At 29.8% G+C, this 21973-nt stretch carries 15 protein-coding genes; 11 read left to right on the top strand and 4 right to left on the bottom strand.

Translation table 11 applies throughout. The features are described from left to right. Positions 1 to 35: 35 nt before the first annotated feature. The 10 genes from ACKTTV_RS07200 (at position 36) to ACKTTV_RS07155 (ending at position 14673) form a co-directional block, all read left to right on the top strand. On the top strand, positions 36 to 1034 hold the full coding sequence (locus ACKTTV_RS07200; protein WP_408030150.1) for a hypothetical protein: 999 nt from the start codon (positions 36 to 38) through the stop codon (positions 1032 to 1034). Between the two features lie 56 nt (positions 1035 to 1090). Further along, complete coding sequence (locus tag ACKTTV_RS07195; RefSeq protein WP_408030149.1) at positions 1091 to 1996, top strand: ATP-grasp domain-containing protein; 906 nt, start codon at positions 1091 to 1093, stop codon at positions 1994 to 1996. Then, entirely contained in the window at positions 1993 to 2154 is a 162-nt protein-coding gene (locus tag ACKTTV_RS07190) for a hypothetical protein (RefSeq protein WP_408030148.1), read from the top strand. Before ACKTTV_RS07195 ends, ACKTTV_RS07190 begins: the two co-directional genes overlap by 4 nt. A 3-nt stretch (positions 2155 to 2157) precedes the next feature. Beyond that, positions 2158 to 3252: a grasp-with-spasm system SPASM domain peptide maturase gene (gene gwsS, locus ACKTTV_RS07185; RefSeq protein ID WP_408030147.1), complete on the top strand. Its 1095-nt coding sequence runs from the start codon at positions 2158 to 2160 to the stop codon at positions 3250 to 3252. After that, positions 3245 to 5437 carry a peptidase domain-containing ABC transporter gene (locus ACKTTV_RS07180; protein WP_408030146.1) on the top strand — a complete coding sequence of 731 codons (2193 nt, stop codon included), beginning with the start codon at positions 3245 to 3247 and terminating at the stop codon, positions 5435 to 5437. The genes gwsS and ACKTTV_RS07180 overlap by 8 nt, the downstream gene beginning before the upstream one ends. Position 5438: 1 nt before the next feature. Then, a complete protein-coding gene (locus tag ACKTTV_RS07175; RefSeq protein WP_408030145.1) occupies positions 5439 to 6737 on the top strand; it encodes an HlyD family secretion protein in 1299 nt (432 codons plus the stop codon). Positions 6738 to 7136: 399 nt separating this feature from the next. Continuing rightward, entirely contained in the window at positions 7137 to 12401 is a 5265-nt protein-coding gene (locus ACKTTV_RS07170) for an RHS repeat-associated core domain-containing protein (protein ID WP_408030144.1), read from the top strand. Positions 12402 to 12414: 13 nt separating this feature from the next. Then, a complete protein-coding gene (locus ACKTTV_RS07165) occupies positions 12415 to 12960 on the top strand; it encodes a hypothetical protein (protein WP_408030143.1) in 546 nt (181 codons plus the stop codon). Positions 12961 to 13034: 74 nt separating this feature from the next. Further along, positions 13035 to 13478 carry a T9SS type A sorting domain-containing protein gene (locus ACKTTV_RS07160; protein WP_408030142.1) on the top strand — a complete coding sequence of 148 codons (444 nt, stop codon included), beginning with the start codon at positions 13035 to 13037 and terminating at the stop codon, positions 13476 to 13478. 121 nt (positions 13479 to 13599) lie between these two features. Then, positions 13600 to 14673 carry an AlbA family DNA-binding domain-containing protein gene (locus ACKTTV_RS07155; protein WP_408030141.1) on the top strand — a complete coding sequence of 358 codons (1074 nt, stop codon included), beginning with the start codon at positions 13600 to 13602 and terminating at the stop codon, positions 14671 to 14673. A gap of 201 nt (positions 14674 to 14874) precedes the next feature. Here the strand turns inward: ACKTTV_RS07155 and ACKTTV_RS07150 are convergent, their stop codons facing one another. From ACKTTV_RS07150 to ACKTTV_RS07135, 4 genes are read right to left on the bottom strand one after another with little or no spacing between them, the layout of a single operon-like run. After that, positions 14875 to 15720, bottom strand: coding sequence for an SMODS-associated NUDIX domain-containing protein (locus tag ACKTTV_RS07150; protein ID WP_408030140.1), 846 nt, complete (start codon positions 15718 to 15720; stop codon positions 14875 to 14877). Beyond that, positions 15717 to 16598 carry an AAA family ATPase gene (locus ACKTTV_RS07145; protein WP_408030139.1) on the bottom strand — a complete coding sequence of 294 codons (882 nt, stop codon included), beginning with the start codon at positions 16596 to 16598 and terminating at the stop codon, positions 15717 to 15719. Before ACKTTV_RS07145 ends, ACKTTV_RS07150 begins: the two co-directional genes overlap by 4 nt. After that, the gene (locus tag ACKTTV_RS07140) at positions 16598 to 17110 is read right to left on the bottom strand and encodes an HORMA-1 domain-containing protein (protein ID WP_408030138.1); all 513 of its coding nucleotides are present in this window, start codon (positions 17108 to 17110) and stop codon (positions 16598 to 16600) included. The genes ACKTTV_RS07145 and ACKTTV_RS07140 overlap by 1 nt, the downstream gene beginning before the upstream one ends. 4 nt (positions 17111 to 17114) lie before the next feature. Beyond that, the gene (locus ACKTTV_RS07135; RefSeq protein ID WP_408030137.1) at positions 17115 to 18095 is read right to left on the bottom strand and encodes a CBASS oligonucleotide cyclase; all 981 of its coding nucleotides are present in this window, start codon (positions 18093 to 18095) and stop codon (positions 17115 to 17117) included. 718 nt (positions 18096 to 18813) lie between these two features. Between ACKTTV_RS07135 and ACKTTV_RS07130 the strand changes: the two genes are divergently transcribed. Further along, complete coding sequence (locus ACKTTV_RS07130) at positions 18814 to 21954, top strand: AAA domain-containing protein (RefSeq protein WP_408030136.1); 3141 nt, start codon at positions 18814 to 18816, stop codon at positions 21952 to 21954. Positions 21955 to 21973 lie beyond the last annotated feature (19 nt).

Genomic DNA, 21973 nt, shown 5'->3' with positions numbered 1-21973 from the left:
TTTTCATTTTTAATTAAACCAATATTTACTAATTTATGCAATTCAAAAACATCATTAAATTTTATTTAATTCTCCTGCTATGTTCTTGTTCAAAAAGTAACAAAAACATATACACAAATAATTACGATAATTTAATTTTCAAAGCAGAAAATAACATTCTTGATAAAGAGTATTATAAAGCTGAGAATAATTTTATTGAAGCTTTTAGTGATGGGAGGTACTTTTCTACAGATATTAATAATGCATTAATAACATCCTTGAAAACCAAAAATTGGGAAAAGGCATTATTCTATTCATCAAAATTAGTTGAAAGGGGGGTTGGTTTAAGTTTTTTTGAAAAAGAAGTTTTCAATGAATTTAAGAATACGATTCAATGGGGAAAATTCTTACAAAAAGTAGATGTATTACATGAAGTCTATTTAAAAAACATTGACAGGGAGTTGATTGATTCAATTAAAATATTACGTGAAATTGATCAAAGCAAATATTGTTTAATCCCTTCAGGTAGAGTAGAGTTGAAAGATGCATTTAAAAAGACTATTTTTTTGGATTCTCTTTTAAATAAGCTCTTTATTAATAGAGGGTTTCCGTCAGAAAAGTTAATTGGAGTCAGTCTAAAGGGAGATACTATTATTAATTATAAACCAAGTTATTATTCATTACTATGGCATAGCTATCAAGCAAACTCAAGTTTGATGGAAAAGCATTTAAAAAATGCTGTTGTAAATGGAACTTTAAAACAAGATCTTTTTAAACATATTTCAGAGGTAAATAAAATAGAATACGTTGTAATTGATTGTAAGATATACAAAAGTAATTTTGTTGAGAATAATTCTTTTCAGGAAGAACACATAAGAAAAAAAATAGAAGAACACACAAGAAAAAAAATAATTTATAATAATTCAAATAATAAGGATGGTTATATCTTTCATACTCCATTAGCTATTCTAAAAGATTTAAATATTAATAATTTAGAAGGTGATTCTAGTGAAATATTTGAATATATCATTGATTATGAAAAATGTGAGTTATGATTCTAATATATTCGAAACAAAAAGATGAATTTGTAAACGATGTTATTGATTGTTTAATGAACTATTCTTTTTTTAGAATTAGTCAAGGTAATGGTTTTGTGTATGTTGAATCAGTTTTCAAAGCACATTCTGAAAATCATTCGTTGATTAAAAATAAATTTTCAGAGGAGATAGATATTCAAAAGATAACTTCCATTTGGTTTAACGGAGGAGCTATTGATTTAAATGATAGTTATAAAAACAATTCAAGTGAATTAAATCAATTATTATTTCAAAATTTAAATATAATAATAGACGGTGTTTTAGAAGCTAAAAAAATTAAAAAAATTGGAAATACTAAAAACAATAAAAAAACCAACAAAATTTATAATTTATTAGCCGCTAAAAATGTTGGTTTACAAATACCTGAAACTCTAATTACAACCAGTAAGGAAAAATTATTAAGATTTATAAAAACTCATAATAAGTTTCAGTTTATTTGTAAAAGGATCAATGAATCAAGTAACTTTATAGAAAAAAAATATTTATTTGACAATTCTAAAACTTTTTTGTTGACAAAGAATGAATTAGAAAAACTCCCTGATAATTTTGGTCTAAGTTTTTTTCAACAAAGAATAAAAAAAAAGTTTGAAATAAGATCCATCTATTTTGATAATAAATTTTACTCATCTGCAATTTTTGATAATCAAGATAATGTAGATTATCGAGTGAGTTTACAAAATCTTGATAATAAACCACGAATTGTCCCTTATGTACTGCCAAAAAAAATTAAAAAAAAATTAAAATCTTTATTACAAATTCTGAACTATACATATTGCTCAATTGATTTATTATATACCAATGATGGGCGTTATGTTTTTCTTGAGATAAATCCGTGTGGTCAAGTTGGCTACATAAATAGTGCGTGCAATTATTATTTAGAAGAAGAAATTTCAAAATATTTAAAAAATGAATCTAAATGAAAAAAAAATACCCATTAGATATTATTAATTCAAAAAAGATTGATATAGAAAAAGCAACCTTTATAGATGACACCGTTTCTATTAAAAAGTATCAGAATACTAAAAATTCGACATATACTGTGTATAAACCTGTATCAAAGTTATTTAATTTAGAATAATAGATGAAAGATAGTTATTTCGTTTTATTTGCTAATTGTATTCCTGTAAAGGGAAAGAATAGAAGTGTTATTTGTGACTTACATAACCATCAATTAAAATTGATTCCAAATGACTTATATAATATCTTGACTAGGTTGGAAAGGATGTCAATTGATAAGATAAAAAAAAGTTTTAATAATAATTTTGACGAGGTAATAGATGAATATTTTGCTTTCTTAAATAAAAATGATTTTGGATTTTATACAGATGATCCAAAAAAATTCCCAAAATTAAACCTTAAATGGAATACCCCTAGATTAATAACTAATGCTATTATAGATGTTAATGATACATCTAGTCATAATTTTAATAGAATATTTAATCAGCTTGAGAAAGTAACATGTAAGCACCTTCAAATTCGTTTTTTTTGTAATGTATCTTTGACCCAATTAGAAAAAATAAATATTTTATTAAAAAAAATAGAGTCTTGTGTAATATCTGTCGATTTTATATTACCAAATAGTAATAGTTTTAAAATTGAATCAATTAACCAATTAATATTAGATTATCCTAGAATTACATCATTTTTTATTTACAATGCAGATAAAGATCTCAATATAAAGCCAGTTAGGAATTCTTTAAATAGTTTTATTTTTACAAAAGAAAATATTAATGATCATTTATCTTGTGGAGTAATTAATAGTAATTATTTCTCGATAAATGTTAAAAATTTTACTGAGTCAATAAAACACAATTCTTGTTTAAATAAAAAAATTTCTATAGATGTTAACGGAGATATTAAAAACTGTCCATCTATGCCCCAAAGTTTCGGAAACATTAAAAATACAACATTACAGGAAGCGTTAGACCATAGGGATTTTAAAAAATATTGGAATCTGACCAAAGACGTAATTGACGTTTGTAAAGATTGTGAGTTTCGTTATGTCTGTACAGATTGTAGGGCATATAAAGAGAATCCTGAAGATGATTATTCAAAACCTTTAAAATGCGGTTATAGTCCGTATACAAATAAATGGGAAAAATGGAGTGCTAATCCATTAAAAGAAAAAGCGATTAAGTATTATGGGATGCAAGAATTAGCAAGAAACGATGACTAAAAAATTCCCTTATTATAAACAAGCTGACCAAAAAGACTGTGGCCCAACTTGTCTAAAAATAATAGCTAAGTACTTTGGTAAAACTATTTCTATCCAAGAATTAAGAAAATCTACAGAAACTACAAGAACAGGTAGTAATTTATTAGGTTTAAGCGAAGCTTCTGAACAATTGGGTTTTAGAAGTCTTGGTGTTAAGATGCCTCTATTTAGATTACTAGAAGCACCATTACCTTGTATTTTACATTGGAACAAAAACCACTACGCTGTATTATATAAAATTAAAAAAAACATTTTTTATATTTCTGACCCTGCTTATGGTTTATTGAAATACAACAAGAAAGATTTTTTGAAACACTGGATAGGTAATAATGCAGATGAAAATACAAACGAAGGAATTGCATTACTCTTAGAACCTACTCCAAAGTTTTATGACACTAATTTTGATATTGATAAATCAAGTTTCGGATTTAAGTTTTTATCAAGGTATATTTTTAGATATAAGAACTTTCTTTGGCAGTTAGTTGTTGGATTACTCGTTGCTAGTCTATTGCAACTAATTTTTCCTTTTTTAACTCAGAGTATTGTCGATGTTGGGATTAAGAACCAGGATATACATTTTATTTACCTTGTTTTATTTGCCCAACTGACATTATTTATTGGCAGAACTGCTATTGAGGTAATAAGAAGTTGGATATTATTACATCTAAGTACACGAATTAATATATCATTAGTTTCTGATTTTTTTATCAAACTAATGAATTTGCCTATTTCCTTTTTCGATACTAGGATGACAGGTGATATTTTACAAAGAATCAATGATCATAAACGAATCGAACGTATTCTTACCACTTCATCTTTGAACGTGTTGTTTTCGTTTGTAAATCTAGTTGTATTTAGTTTTGTTTTAATTTATTATAACTTTCCTATTTTTACCATTTTTGCAATAGGTAGTTTTTTATATTTCTTATGGATAATCATTTTTTTAAAGAAGCGTAGAGATTTAGATTACAAACGCTTTTCAGAAGTGAGTCAAGAACAATCTAAAGTCATTGAGCTTATTAACGGTATGCAAGAAATTAAACTCCATAATGCAGAAAAGAAAAAACGTTGGGGTTGGGAATTTGTACAAGCGCGTTTATTTAAAGTTTCTATTGAGGGATTAGCTCTGGAACAATATCAAAGTGTTGGCTCTGGTTTTATTAATGAGTTAAAAAATATTTTAATTACCGTATTCTCAGCCAAATTCGTGATTGATGGAGAGATAACTCTCGGTATGATGTTAGCCATAAGTTATATTGTAGGTCAATTAAACTCACCAATAGCGCAATTAATCAATTTCATTAGAGAAGTACAAGATGCTAAAATTTCTTTAGATAGACTCTCTGAAATTCATAATAAAGAGGATGAAGAACCGATAGAAAATGAGAAAATAAGAGATATAGATATAAATGCTGATTTCAATATATCCAATCTTTCGTATCGATATATAGGATCAGATCAAATGGTTTTACAAAATCTAGACTTACATATTCCCGCAAATAGGGTTACTGCTATTGTTGGGGTAAGTGGAAGCGGTAAGACAACCTTAATGAAACTTTTATTGAAGTTTTATGAACCGAATAAAGGGGAAGTTAAATTGGGAAATCATAACTTAAAGAATATATCCCAAAAGAAATGGCGTTCGGAGTGTGGAGTGGTTATGCAAGAGGGATATATTTTTAATGATACGATCGCAAATAACATAGCTGTTGGTGATGATTATATTGATAAGAAAAAATTAGCTCATGCTGTTGATGTTGCTAACATTAAAGAATTTGTTGAAAGTTTGCCACTTTCATATAATACAAAAATAGGTATGGAGGGTGTTGGTTTAAGTACAGGACAAAAACAGCGATTGCTAATTGCTCGATCGGTTTATAAAAATCCAAAATACTTATTTTTTGACGAAGCAACTTCAGCCTTAGATGCAAATAACGAAAAAACTATTATGGAAAAGTTGAATACCTTTTTTGAAAACAAAACAGTTGTTGTTATTGCGCACAGATTAAGCACCGTTAAAAATGCTCATCAAATTGTTGTTTTGGATAAAGGAAAAATAGTTGAAATTGGAAACCATGAACATCTGATTAGAAATAAAGGGAATTACTATCACTTAGTAAAAAATCAACTTGAATTAGGGAAATAAGATGCCAGATAATAATCATTTAGATAATATAGAGCTTAGAAGTGAGGAGGTTCAAGAAATATTAACCAAAGTACCTCATTGGATGATACGCAAAGGGAATACTTTATTTTTTATATTGATACTTCTATTGTTACTCCTTTCTTGGTTAATAAAGTACCCTGATACCATAGCTTCTGAAGTTATTGTAACAACTGAAATTCCACCTCAAAAAGAATTTGCAAAAGTTACAGGTAAGTTTGATACTATTTTTGTTAATGATGGTCAGAGTATTAAAATCAATAAACCAATTGCAATTATTGAAAATACAGCAAACTACAAAGATGTATTTTTCTTAAAATCTATTGTAGATACTGTGAGCTTGAAAAAGAATACTTTTACTTTTCCATTAGAAAAGATTCCAATTTTATTCCTTGGAGATATTGAAAACGTCTATGCTCAATTTGAGAATAATTACATACAGTATTTGTTGAATAAAGAATTACGACCATATTCAAATGAAAGTATCGCAAATAATATAGCGACTTCTGAGCTTCGCAGACGATTAGAGAGTACTCAATCACAAAAAGAAATAAATAAAACAGAATTAGAGTTTAAGAAGAAGGATTTGGATAGGAGTAAAGCTCTGTTTGATAAAGGGGTTATTTCAGCAAAGGAATATGAAGCAAAGCAACTGGAATATTTGCAAGCGGAACGTAATTATCAGAGTATGAACTCTTCCATCTCTCAATTACGCGAATCTCTGGCTAATAGCAGAAAAACATCAAAAGGAACTGAAATTACTCGAATTAGAGAGGAAATGAACCTATTAAAAAATACGATTCAATCATTTAATTTATTGAAAAAAGGTATTTTAGATTGGGAATTGAAGTATGCGTTTATTTCAAAAGTTGAAGGGGAGGTTTCTTATTTAAATTATTGGAATAAAAATCAAACAGTAACGCAGGGAGATTTAGTGTTTACTATTATTCCATCAGAATATTCATCATATATAGCAAAATTAAAAACACCTTCGCAGAACTCAGGAAAGATAAAAATTGGTCAAACTGTTAACGTGATGCTCGATAATTATCCAGATTATGAGTTTGGAGTAATTAAAGGTAAGGTTAAAAATATCTCAGTTATTCCAGATAAAGAAGGGTTTTATACTATTGATGTTACATTACCTGATGAACTTGAAACTTCATATAATAAAAAAATTGAGTTCAAACAAGAAATGAGAGGAACTGCTGAAATCATTACTGAGGATTTACGTTTAATTGATCGATTCTTTTATCAATTGAAGAAGATTGCAGAGAAATAATTGTCCGTTTCTAAACTTTTTTACTAAACCATCTTTTTTAACAAAAAGTTTAGAGGTAAGTCATTAAAAAATATTTGGTTAATTAGTTTATCAGATCGTGCCTCTCCTCAACCTACGCTTTTAAAATTGGAAGATTTTTTGGTGATGTCCAGTAATTTTTTACTGGATGTCAGTGTTGATATGTTTCTTTCAGAAATCAAGAAGCCTTTTTAGCTGTTTAGTTTCACTGTTTACTTAAACAGGCTTGGCTATATTGCTTTAAAAAAATGTCATTTTTCAAACGTAAAAAGTGTTCGTTACACTTAACCTCTAAAGTAACACAAAGTTGTAATTGGTTTGTTATGAGGTTTTATTCTATGGTTAATTTTTTTACATTTGGAGGAAACTAACCAAATAATCATGAAAAAGTCATTACTTAGGCTTCTATTCTTTTTTTTACTGTTTAATGTAAGTGTTTCAAATGCCCAAACCTATACTAATGATAAATATAACAATAGTAATTATACAATACCAGATGGAAATTCAACTAGTGATGCTGGAACAAATGTAAGTTCTGTAACATTTTCTGGACTTCCAAGTAACGCTAAAATTACAAAAGTTACTATTGCTACTAGAGTTCAACATGGAAAGCATTCAGATTTGGCAGCTAGAGTTTCGACCAATTGGAATGGAATATCTTCACCATCTGTAGTAATTTACACAGCAGGTTCTCAAGGTAATAATTCTGGTGCTCTTGAAAAAAGTCGAACAACATCTGCATTTAATGACTTAAATCCTAATCAGACGTTTTATTTTAGGGTATGGGATACAGCAAGTGGGAATACAGGATACATAGATGCTTTTGGTGTTAGAGTAGAATATACTGTGCCTCCAACAGTTAATTCAGTTTCTCCACTATCCGCAAGCACGAATCAAGAAGTAACATTTACCATTAATGGGAATTATCTTACCAGTGGCATGGGGTTTCATGTGGATAATTTAGAAAATATCCAAGAACAAAGTGGAGGTTCTTTAACAAGACGTTATTTCAAAGGGACATTTCAGCAATACTCAGGAACTAAAAATGGAGTCGTAAAAGATGCTCCTAATGGTACTACACTTTTTAATTTCTCTGTAAATGTTTCTACTCCTCATCCAACTGTGAGTTCAGTTTCTCCACTATCCGCAAGCACGAATCAAGAAGTAACATTCACTATTGATGGAAATAACCTAACTAGCGGTATGGGCTTTCATGTGGATAATTTAGATAATATTCAAGAACAAAGTGGAGGAACTTCAACTAAACGATATTTTAAAGGTACATTTCAACAATGGGAAGGAACTAAAAATGGAGTAGTGAAGGATAGTAATGGAACTGAACTGTATAACTTTACAGTAAATGTACAAAACTCAAATTCTCCTCCAACTAACCCGTCTATAAACCCTTTTCCGAGCGGAACAATAGTATATGTTCATGAAGCAATAAATGTTCAAGTAAGAACAGGAACAGATCCTGACGGAGACCAAACCAAAGTACACTTAACAGCTTCTGATTCTGATAGAACAGATAGTAATCCATATATATCTTCATTTGGCAATGGAAATGTTACACATTCTGTGCCTGTTACATTTAATAGTACAGGAGTTAAACAGGTATATGCTACTACTTTTGACGTTCATGGAAATGCGAGTGGGCAAGCCACCAAAGCTGTTACAGTAGTTGAAAGAAATGCTACCTGTAATTTTTCAGATGTCTCAACAACAGATTGGTTTTACAATGCAGTTCAAGACTTATGTGCTAGAAGTTTAATAGACGATGATGGAGAGGCTGAACCACTTGTAAACATAAACAGAGCTGAACTAGCAAAACTTACTTATTTAGCCGTAGGATTAGAAAATAACTCATTAGCAGATAATTTTCATACTCCTATCGTAGACCTACAAGATAGCGCACTTTGGTACTATACATATGCGAAAAATTTACTCTATTTAGAATTCGATGATGGCGTAGCTCCTTTTGATAAAAATGTTAATTTTTACCCATCAGGTGTAATTACTAGAGCACATGTTTTAAAGGTTTTGTTAGAAGCTTGGAATATAGATGAAACAGACAATTCTGGAAGCAATCCATATAGTGATGTAGAGGTTACGCACGAAGCTTATAATTATATCCTTAAAGCGAAAGATCTAGGGATTATTGATAGTACTAGTACTATCAGACCAAATGAAAATGCATTAAGAGCAGAGGTATTTGTAATGCTTTATCGTATGCTTACGGTAAACCCTCAAACAATACCTGATATTACTATTGATGACTTCTTTAAGCAAGGGAATTACACGCCAGAAAATTTAAATAATTTCTCAGCAATACACAGTGGTAATTTTAATCACTATACAAAAACCAGTTTTGGAATAGCGAGTGTAGGAATACCTTTGGTGTTTAGTCATACTTATAATAGTTATTTGTCGGATATGCCAAAGGAACTCATGTATCTTCAACCTTTAGGGAAGATGTGGACACATTCGTTTAATGCTTACATACAAGAGTTTGAAGCTGATCCTGCTTTCCCTGAATATTTTAGAGTAGGTCTCACCTTACCAAATGGAGGATTTCAGTTTTACAAAAAACAAGATCAAAATTATGTTCCTGAAACAGAAGGTATCTATGATGAACTAGAAAAAACAGCTTCTAACGAATTTACACTTACTACGAAAGGGCAAATTGTTTACACGTTCTTAAAAGTAAATACAGATTCTCGATTTTATGTTCTTAAATCCATAACAGACCGAAATAACAACACTCTCACTATTGACTATGAAGATGGAACGCAAGAAATAGATGGAGAGAAACTTATTAGAATTAAAGAAGTAACGGGAACATCAGGAAGAAAACTAACATTTTCCTATTATGTACAATCTGATCGATTGAAAGAAGTTACTGACCCTTTAGGAAGAAAAGCATCTTTTTTATACAACGGAAATAATTATCTCTTTGCATATAAGAATCCAAAAGACCTAATAACGCTATATAATTACGGAACAGGAAAAGAGAAGGATTTACTCAAAACCATCACATTACCGAAAGGGAATGTTATTGCCAGTGATTATGAAAACAAGAAGCTAAAAAGTATAGAAACGAGTGGTGCTGACCCTAAAAAATATACTTATGTTTATGATGATGTTAAAGGGTATATAGATGAAATAATTTCTCCAACTGGAAAAATAACAGAAGTTGATTTTAACGAATATGGAAACCTAACAAACCTAAAAGATGGTACTACCGAGGTTGAAATTAAATATGAAAATACTGACCATATAAACTACCCAACAGAGGTAGCTTACAACACCCAAAAAACTTCCGTCACCTATGATAATAAAGGGAATGTTCTTCAAAGAATGCTACCAGAAGGAGTAACCCAAACGTATGAGTACAATGCGCTTAATGATATTGAAAGGTTTACCGACCCGAAAGGAAATGTATATGAATATGGTTATGATAGTAGAGGAAATGTAACAAGTGTTAAGACACCGAGAGCAACCACTTATTTTACCGTAAATGATAAAGGATTAGTTACCCAAGTAACCAATCCAGAAAATATTTCGGTTGGTTTTGTATACGACGCTTATGGAAATGTGGTTCAGACTAATGCACCAGAAGAAATTACTACCAGTGCAACCTATGATATAGCTAGTCGTTTATTAACCAGTACCAATCCGAAAGGAAATACTATTAGTTATAATTATGATGCGAATGATAATTTATTAAGTGAACTATTTGGTGGTCAAACGACAGCGTATGAATTTGATGCAAATGATAATCTAACAAAGATTATCAACGCAAAAAATAAAGCCACTACCCTGAAATATAACCAAGATGATGATACGCTTGAAGAAATGCAGTTTGGGGATGCTGTAGATAAATATTCTTATGATAGTGATGGATATATTAAAACATATACTAATCCCAAAGGTATCGTTTTTACCTATGAATATTTTGACGATAAAAAATTAAAGAGTGTAAATAGTGGTAGTAACTCAGTTTCTTACACCTATGATAGTCTTGACCGAGTAGAAACGGTTACTAATGAGAACGGAACACTTATTTATACTTATGATGACTTAGATCGTATTACATCGGTAAAAGATTATTATAACAAGACCGTAGAATATAGCTATGATAAAAATAGTAATGTTACGAGTATTACCTATCCAGATGATAAACAGGTAACGTACTCTTATTATTCTGATAACCTCCTAAAAACGGTTACAGACTGGAACGGTCATTCGACCGAATACTTATACAGAGATGATGGTTTACTCACTCAAACCCTTTATCCAAATGGCACAAAATGTACCTTTTTGTATGACGGAGCAGGAAGAATGGTAGCGAAGACTTGGAAAAAGTCTGATGATACCATCATTAACGCTTACAGTTTCCACTTGGATACAATGGGTAACCATACCCAAGAAATTAAAACAGAACCTTTTGGAGTTATTCCTCTAAATACAGAGACACAAAACTACAGCTATACAGATACCAATCGTTTAGAGTCTGTAAATAGTACCACTTTTGATTTTGATGATAATGGAAATAACACCGTAAAAGGAGATACACAATACAGCTACGATATTTATGATAGACTGATTGGAATTTCCAAAACAGGTTATACTGCTGAATACAAGTACGATGCTTATGGTAACCGTCGAGAAAAAACAGTAAATGGAACTACGCAACGCTTTGTATTGGATATTTTAGGACTGAGTAATGTACTGGCAGAAACAGATGAACAAGGCAACTACCAAAATTATTATGTCTATGGATTAGGGTTAGTTTCCAGAATAGATGCAAGCAATACTACACATTATTATCACGATGATTTTAGAGGAAGCACGATTGCTATGACCGATGATAGTGAAGCTATTACCCATAAATATGCGTATGATGATTTTGGAAAAGTAACCCAAATAGAAGAAGCTAATTTTAACCCATACAGATATGTAGGAAAGTATGGGATACAATATGAGGATGAAGACCTTTACTTTATGCGAGCAAGGTATTATAATCCTGATGTTGGTCGCTTTTTAACAGAAGACCCTATATGGGCTACTAACCTCTATCCTTATGCAGGGAATAATCCTGTAATGAATGTTGATGTTAACGGGAAATTTTTTCTACCTGTGTACATAGAAGATTATGAAACTAAAAGGCGTAAAACCAAACCTTCTCCAAAAAAAGTCGATACTACTTTTGAGGCTTTAATTTTGTATTTGTTTGGAGATGGAGAACCTATAGCTTTAGGCAATAATTCAGTTCATAGTTTAATGAATAGTTCTGATTTCAAATATCGTCATAACAGAATTATAAGTGGTAAAACTACAAGTTCGTATGGTGATTTTTCTGTAGACTTAGAATCTGATGTTTATCATATCGGCGAAACTAATGTTAATTATAGTTTTATCTGCTCTAGGAAAGATTGTATAGTAACGTATGATTTATTCGTAAATGATGGTTTTTGGGATCCTGATGAATTTGTTGAATTTATTTATAAAATTACATCACCATACATAAAAATTAAAAATTTAGAACCTGATGGTCTCGGACCTAATCTTGAATTGAAAGTAGGTAAGCCATATAAATATAAATCCGTACAAATAAACGTTCCTTTTTCTAACCCTGGTTATTAAAAATATGGTTAAAATGAAAATAATATTGCTCTTGATTTTACTCTTTCTTACGAGTGCTTATTTGACATTAGATAAGCATTTGTATTTTTACGGGAAGAATGATATTGATGTTTATAATTTTTTACCTTTTAAAATTAAACCTGACTTTAAGACCCAATTTATAATTGATGAGACATTAAATTTTGAAAAGAATTTTCGTCTGAGAGATGAACACGGTTTTTCGATTGTAGCTCCTAAAATGGTTTATATAGTCGATAAAAAGGTGGAAGTATCAAAAATCATAAAATATTGTTTTAATGAAAAAAATATTTTTGTGGTTATAAGAGATTTTCAAGAAAAATTAAAGTATATTTTTTTTGAGTTAAAGAAAGATTACTTTAATGTTAATATAAAAGATGATATATCAAAAGATGAATGGAGAGGTTTACAATGTATACTCATTGAAAATAACTCGGAGCAGATAAAGACAATAGAAGAACTTAGAAATGCTATATACCTTCCCTTTCTCATTTTTATGTTTTTATTCTTGACAGAGATTAAAAACAAACATTTAAGTTAATTAAAGGAGACTATTTTTTGTAGAGATCATTATTAAAGAGTTACAAATTCAGAAAAAACAAGAATAACGTATTTATGAAAAAATATATAATATCCATAGTAATAATAAATAATCTTTTTTTCATACAAAAAAATTATACTCAAACAGTTCATTCCAAAAAATACGACAATTTTAATCGTCTTATAGAGTCGTCAGATGGTACAAATACTATAGTATATACTTATGATGAATTAGGTAATAGAACACAAGAGAGTATAACAGTTACCTTGTCAGTTTCAGAAGAGCAAATTGTGGGTTTAAAATTATACCCAAACCCCACACCAGATAAAGTATTTATTACAGCAAAAACTATTATAGATAAAGTAATAGTTTCTGATATGTCGGGAAAAGTAATAGGTGAATATAAAAACAATCAAAATACCATATCCGTAGATATTTCTAAGTTACCTGTGGGGTTGTATAATCTTGTTATTTATTCTGAGAGGAAGAAACAAGGGGTTAAAGTTGTTAAGCGATAGAAAGTATTTTCTTTTTCTGAGGAAAAATACTTTCAGAAGTGAGGGAAACAGTAATGAAATCATAAAATGGATTTTTATTTTTCTACTTTTGTTTGACTAACTTAAACTTTTCTATAAAAGCATGATTGAAAAAAGAATTAAAGAAATAACCTATCAAGATGTTTGCGAACTTGTATATGTAAAAAAGGTTAGAGAATCAGAAACTCTTGATTACAAGAGAGAATTTAGTTTTAATACAAAAGAATTTGTAAAAGATGTTACCGCTTTTGCCAATAAAAAAGGAGGACAAATTATATTCGGTATTGACGAAAAAGAAATGTCGATAATTGGGGTCTCAGACATTAAAGGGAATATAAAAATTGAAGATTGGATATCTAATACCTTTAATGATTTAATAGTTGATGAATTAAATTATGAAATTATTTTTGTTCCAATCAATGATGATGAACCCCCTCTTTTTATTGTCGTTTTGCATGTCTACGAAAGTGAAATAAAACCACTTTATGTTAATATTAATAAGAAGACTTTATGTTATTTAAGAAAAGGAACTTCTGTTTTTTCTGCTAAGCCAAATGAAATAAAGAGAATGTATGAAGACCGATCTTCAAGACAAGAACCAATAACGAATACCAAATCAAAGTCATCTGTAAAGCAAATAGCAAAAGGACGAGATATTACTCAAATAGGTAATAATGAAGGGACAATAAATATAACTACTAAAAAAGTTAAAAAAGAAAATAAAATTTCACCAAATCCGAATTTTCATATTTCTGGTGAACAAGCTAATCAAATAAAAGAATATATAAACCAAATTGTTGACCTAAATAGTAAAGCAGGAAAACTAAAAGATGATAAAGAAAAAGGAAAGTTTTATGCTAGTACTTGGAATAAATTTAAGAAGAAGTTTGGTGTTACTTCGTATCAATTGTTGCCTATTAATAAGTTTGATGAAGCAAAGAACTGGTTGCAAAGACAATTGGCTATACAAAAGCCAAAACTTAGAAGAACAAACAATGATGAATGGAGGAAAAGAAATTATAAGGCTATTTGGTCTAAATCTAGGGAGCTAAATATGTCTAAAGAACAAATATATCAAATGGCTTTTGAAAGGTTAAAGTTAAAAACACCTATTACATCTCTAAAAGATTTAGGTGAACAAAATTTAGATAAACTATACCGAATAATGATGTCATGAAGATATTATTAGAGTGTTCTATTAAGACGGGTAATGAAATCATTGAAATTTATTTGAAAAGATAATAGAAGAAGGCATTATCGACACTATCCTAAAAAGTCTGTAAGTTCCAAATGGCAGGATTAAGATTGATCTTAATCCTGCTTACAATATAGCTAACAGTTAGTTAAGAATACTTCTAAGTTTCTCATCTTAATATAATTATTCTTCTCTACTCCATTTTTGATTAATAGCCCATTTGGTATGTTGACCTATAATATATAATTTTTCTCTACTTCTTTTATCATAACCTAAATTTTGTATTAGTTCATGATCAGCCCATTTTACATAATCAGAATCACCTTTGCTTTTCAATTCTTTCAGCTCGTTCATTTGCTCAATATTTGGTAGTAGTTCTAATATGTCGTATTGTAAAACTTCATAACAATCCCAACCTTTTGATTTCTTTATTGGGGTTGTTACTCTTCCTTTGAAATTATAATTGATATACGGGAAGTTTTTCTTTGACAATAACTTACCTTTCCCATCAATTAGTTCTTCATAAAATTCACGCCAATGATTTATTTCTCTGTCTTTTCCTTTATTAAACCAATCAATGAAAGAAATAGCTTTATTAGCAGGGATAAATAGAGCAAAATCATCTTTCATGAGAAGTTTTTCTGGGAGTTTTATGTCTTCAGTAGCATTGAATGTGTTTTTTAAAAACTGCTGCGTACCTTCCAATCTTTTGTATTTTCCGCCTACTAGTTGATAGTGACCAAAATTTGTGTTTTTGACTAAAAGATATTGTCCATCTACATTTATAAGATAGAGATATGACATTGAAAATCGTATTTTTTTTCCTTGTACTCTAAGTATAAAAATTTGCCAAGATAATTTTAACCTTTTGAAGTTGCGAATACCATCCTCAAGCACAGTAAAAAAGAATGTAATGAAGAATATGCAACCTGCACCAATAAATTCTGGTCTCAATTCTTCAGCAACAATAAATTTACCTAAAACTATTAGTATTATTGCAGCGATTATTTGAAATACTTTTGATATCATTTTATTTCTGGACTTGGTTCTATGTTACAAATAGCTTCTTTTAAAATTTCGAAAGATAACGGCATATTCGGATATGCCATCGCAACCGCCTCTGGTAAAACTTTTAGTCTAATATCAGAAAAAGAATAGCCAATTGACTTATCTTTTTTCATAGACATTTTAGCTAGTTGCTTAAGTTGTTCACTGGTAATCTCTATGCCATTAAGGCTTTGTGCATATAATTCTTCACATTCATTTTCCGTAGGTCTTTTAAACTCTAAAATAATTGCTGCTCTGCGTAGTATAGCTTCATCAATAAAGTGTAATCTATTTGTTGACATGAAAAGTATTGATCGCCCATTCATTTCTCTTATTTCATCAATTTTTTGTATCAAAGTATTAACTGCCGCTTTTTCTTCTTGATGCATCTGTCCTGTAGCTCTTGTTGTTGCTATTGCATCGGCTTCATCAATTAATAGAAAAGAGAGTTTTCTTTTTCCAGCCTGTTTTTTTAGTTCTGCAAAGGCATCATTTACAAGCTTTCCCATTTCTCCGTGCATACCTTCTCCTCGAACTCTAGTGCTAAGTTTAAGAAAATATCCCTCTCTTTTTAAATCTCGTGTCATTTCATCAGCTATACATGTGGCTGATATTGTTTTACCAGTACCAGCATCACCAGCAAGAATAATTAATGGGTATTTATCTTTTAACTGAGAAACTATTGGTAATTCTACTTTATGATATTTTTTGCTCCATTTAGATAAACTTTCTTGGTCGAGTAAAAGCTTGAGGTTATTGTAAATTCTCTTATATCTATTTTGGAAACCAATCAGATTTTTGGTTTGTTTTTGAATTTCTTTACTTGGTAATTCAATGATATTGTCAAAAATATTTGCCATTATTTAAAGTTTGTTTTTTGAACTTCATAGTTTTTACTCCCGTATAATTGAGCTTCATCTGAAGTTAGGTGATTAAAAGAGATGTCTTCGGATGTTTTTGTCCAAGTGAATTCAAAATCTTTGCTGAAGTTATCTCGTTCTTTCTGTGTTAGAGAATGCCAAAGTTCAGTATAGCTTAGTATTACAGTTAAATATGTGTCTTCGTCAGAAGGCCAATCATAATTTTTGCCAGCTCTATCACCTTCACTAGTTGTACCATTTTCATTAACTCTAAATTTAGCTGCTCTAATTTGATAACCAGTATTTTTTCTTTTTAGGATTATAGTCACACAAGAAAGGTATTTATTCTCTGCTAATTTTAATATGTCTTTACTTAAACTATCAACATAAGGAGGATCCCATTTTCTAGTTCTTCTAGCAATCATTCTGATATCTGCAATACAATTTTCAAACGTCCTACGAATGTCAACAACAGTGTACGTACCTGTATTTGTTCTAATATTGTAACTCATAATTTTATTGAATATTAAAAGTTGGTCCAAAAATGGCTTTCCACTCATCGATAGTGTCACCTTGGTTATTTCTATCTATGGCAAGATTTAAGGTGTCAAATGCTTCGTTCGCTTCCTCTATAATTTCTTTCCATTTTGAATTATCTATCTTCTTAGCAGCATTATTTTCATTATTTGTGTCATCTGCTATATATATTGGAGTATTGTAATTAGGTATACCATTAATGGCTTGTTCAAACTGAATTTCAGGGAATGTTGAGTCACTTAAAAATTGGAAAAACCTAATAATGGCTTCCTCAATATTTGTTTCAACTCCCTTATTAATATCTAAATAAGCTACTATTAATTCAATAGCATAAGAAGATATACCACCTTCATTTTCGTATGGTTTTAATTCTTTATAATTTTTCCACCACTTTAGAGCTCTGATAATTGCAGTATAGCTTGGGTTTGTCTGTCTTAAGTTTAAGGAAAAATCTAAATGATTTTCAACACTTGTAATGTATTTACCTCCTCCACCTCTTTGAGGCTGCCAAACATAACGTTTAGGGTTGTTTATTGGTACTACTGGTACTATATCAACTTCTAAACCAGTACCACTGAAACGTATTTTTATTGATTTTGTATTTCCTTCAGCATCAACATCTCTCGTTATATCTTTGTTAGGGTATATTTTTTCAAGATATTTAATGATATAGTCATGTAACTTTTTTAAATCATTGTGAATGTTTTCATCGCCGGTAACAAATAGTACTAAATCAATATCTATTGGATTATCTCCGGTAGCTTTTAAAATTGTACGCTTTTTCCATGAACCAGCTAATAAGTATTTGGAAACTTTCATACCAGTACTTTCATCATTCTTAATTCTATACTCTAATTTTTCCTTTAGATTATTAATTTGATTACGATATTTTGGCATATCGTCAGTTTGTAGTTTTATTTTTTCTACAAAATGTAATAATTGTTTATTGTTTAATCTCATTAACAAATAATTTTTTAAATTATAGATTGATGTTTACAGACATCATTCATGAACCGTGAAAGGAATTGTTGTATTTTGTAGATAGAGATAGATGTCGGGGGTATTTACTATCACAAAATTGTAAGTGGTTTTCCTTATCAATGAAACCACTTTTAAAGTGCTTTCAGTCAAATATCTAGCACTTTTTATTACGTTGGTGTTACTTTCAACTACCGTACCATTTTTCTTAAAAAAGGTTGAAGAGACATGTTGTCATCGTATTTATGGAGAAATAATATTTTTAACGGTAAATGAAAGATTTTTTAGATTATCGGGAAGAATGAAATGACTAATAGAGTGTTGTCTTTAATTTGTTTTATGGAATCTTACTGATTAAAAAAGCTCTATATGCTATTTATTAAATAATTAAGGACCTAATAATTATGTTATCAGCTCTTGAAACCTTTTCTGTTTTCAGTGATGAGTAGTAAATTTATTTTTTTATAATTAAAGTTGTTAATTTTTAGATCAAAAGTTCTTTTGCCAGAAAGGCATATGAAATTTAGAACTGGTGTTTATTTGTCATGTTTTCAATAGTTTTGTATAGGTGGTTTTTAAGATTTGTTATGAATAGATGAGATTATTTTTATCACAGTAGTTTGTGATATTTTAAAATATCTCTTAAAAGTATAAATATAGCTTCGTACCTTAGTGAAAATTAGAAGAAACAAAAAACTCCATGTTAAAGCTAAAGAAATTACTTGCTTGCTGGCATAAGCTAGAGCATTTTAATCCTGCAATACTACCAAATGAAAATAACCTTACAAAACTAGACTCATATATACTAGAACCATGGTCTGGACAGACAGTTGATTTTTCAAAAAAAGAAACCGTTGTTTATACGATATATTTTGGAGTCCATCCACTAACGACTATAAATGATTTTGTAAGAGACTTTTTTAAAGAACAAGATAATAATCCCAATAAAAGTGAAGATTTGTATTTTTTTGCTTCAATAAAACTTGATGCTTCAGGAATGTATATAAAGAATACGCTCGGTGTTTCTACTCTACCTTGGGCTTTAGGTCAGATTGAAAAAGGTAAATTAAAAACAGATAATTGGTCAGAAAAATTTAAACTTCTTTTAGATGATATTCTTAAAGAGGCTCAGCCTTTTTTTAAAGATGATTCAAAAAATGATGAATATAGTGAAGATATCAAGCAAAGTATAAGTTTAGATAATCTCTTTTCACTTGAAAAACTTCTATTAAATAAAATTGGTTGGTCGGTAAAGTTACCGTCATCTATTTTTATTGAGAAAAATAAAAAGAACTTGAGCAAGCAAGAACAGGATAAAAGAGTCGTCTTTTCACAATCCAATATTATTAATAGTTTTTATTCAGAAGATATTGAAAGAGTAATACATTCTTTCAATGATTTATCTAAGTTTTCGGCAGTAAATAAGTACTTAAAAGGCAACATAAATGATTATGGAGAGCGCATTGATTTACAAAATAATGTTGAGTATATAAGAAAAGTTTTATCGCCTAAAAATTTTCCTGATGCATGTTGGCCAAGTGCTTATTCACTTAATTTAATGCAACAGTTTGCTGTAAATAATATAGTGTCTCAATGCCAAGAGAAAGATTTTACAGAGAATCTTTTTTCGGTGAATGGTCCTCCTGGTACTGGTAAGACTACTCTGTTGAGACATGCTATAGCTGGAATAATCTCAGAACGAGCAAAAAAGTTATCAGAATTTAAAGATCCTAAAGAAGCTTTTATAAGTGGAGGAGAAGTTGAAGTAGACAATTCTAATTTTGTTCATAATATTGTTTACCCCAAAAATATAATTAGTAATGGAGGAATAGTTATTGCATCAAATAATAATGTAGCGGTTCAAAATATTTCTCAAGAGTTGCCCCAAAAAGAAGCAATAAAACCATTTGAGGATGAGATTTCTTACTTTAAATCTGTCGCTGATAATGCTTTACCAGATCAAGATCACTGGGGAGTCTTTTCGGCTATACTCGGTAATAAAAAAAATAAAACTAAATTTATCGATTCCTATTGGGAAAAATGGCATGAAGGGAAGTTAGAGAAAAAAGGGCTACAGGTTTACTTAAAAGAAAATAAATATAGAGGGATTAGAGAATGGAATGATGTAAAGGTTCGATTTAAAAATAAATTGAAGGAAGTTGAACAGGAAAAAGAGCGTTTATATAGAATTGAAAGGTTAAGTGTAAAACAAGATGATTTATTTGATAAACAAGATGTTTTATTAAAAGAATTTGAAGTACTAACAGCTTCTGTAAAAGAATTAAAAAAAGAACATAAAGATATATCCATAAAAATTACAAAATACGAAGGAAGAAAATTAAAAGCATCTGAGAGAATTAAATTTATTAAGTCAACAAAACCTTCTTTTTTCTTATTTTGGTTACAATCTTCTAAAAGAAAAAAATATTATTATGATCTAAATGAAGCTCGTAACAAAGAAAATAATGTTTTAAAAAAAATAACTGAGTTTAAAAAAAGACGAGAAGTTTTTGAAAAAGAGATAGACAAAAAAGAAACCACTCTTGTACAAAAAAACTCAGATATTAAACTTGTCACGAAAGAAGTTAATCTAATTACTTCATCGAAGAACAAATTAAAGCAAAATTACGCAGATAAAGGCTATTGGGACAATATAGATACAAAAGAAGTACAAGATAGTTGTCCTTGGTATTCGGATAAGCTTCAATCGTTACAAATAGATGTTTTTCGTTTATCTCTTGAGTTGAATGAGGTTTTCTTATTAACAGCGAATGCTAATAAAGATATGATCTCAAAAACTTTAACTTGTTTCTTTAGATATTTGAAAGGAGGAGTAAAGCCGACAAAAAAACAAATAGAACAGCTATGGGCTACATTCTTTTTAGTAGTTCCTGTCGTTTCCACAACTTTTGCTTCCGTTTTTCGCATGTTCGAAACAGTTGGAAGTGAAAAGTTACCATGGCTTTTTATAGATGAAGCAGGTCAGGCTACACCACAATCAGCTTTAGGTGCTATTTGGCGTTCTAAAAATGTAGTAGTTGTTGGAGATCCTTTTCAAATAGAACCAGTAAACCTTATCCCAGAGTTAATTGTAAAGAAAATTCGAGAGCATTATGGTTTGTCAGCTAATGAACTAAATGCTTTAATGTCTGTACAAATAGCATCAGACAGAATTAATTCTAAAGGAGTTAATGTCACGGATAGTCAAGGTAATGAGGTTTGGATTGGGGCACCTCTAAAAGTACATAGGCGTTGCATTAATCCTATGTTTGCCATAGCGAATGCTATTGCCTATGACAATAGTATGTATTTAAGTACTCCTAGACCGGATTCCTTACCATTGTTGATAGAAAATTCATTTATTCATACTCAAGGAATTGTTAGTGGTAGGCATTATTGTGTTCGACAAGCAGAAGTAATATGTCAACTTATAAAGAATGAAATTCAAAATCAAGGGGTTTTACCAGATGTATTTGTAATAAGTCCTTTTAAAGAAATTGAAGTTGAATTGAGAAAGTATTTTAAGAAGAATATAGAGTTTCCTTATCAAGGAAAAACTCAAAAAGAAAGCAAAATGGAATTTTCTAAATGGATCGATAAAAGAGTTGGAACGGTTCATACTTTTCAAGGGAAGCAAGCTGATGGAGTTTTCTTTTGCTTAGGATTGGACGAAAGAACTCAAGGAGCGGCTACATGGGCTTCATTTAAGCCGAATATTCTTAATGTAGCCCTGACCAGAGCAAAATATAAATTTGTAGCGGTTGGTGATAAGAATATATGGTTGAATCAACCTTATTTTAAATTATTGAGTAAATTGGAGAACGTACCTGAATTAAATTAGAAAGTTATTACATGATTCA

The sequence above is a fragment of the Tenacibaculum xiamenense genome (assembly GCF_964513065.1).
GTDB classification, from domain to species: Bacteria; Bacteroidota; Bacteroidia; order Flavobacteriales; family Flavobacteriaceae; genus Polaribacter; species Polaribacter xiamenense.
Note: the sequence above shows the minus strand (reverse complement) of the source record. Positions and strands in the feature narration are given on the sequence as shown.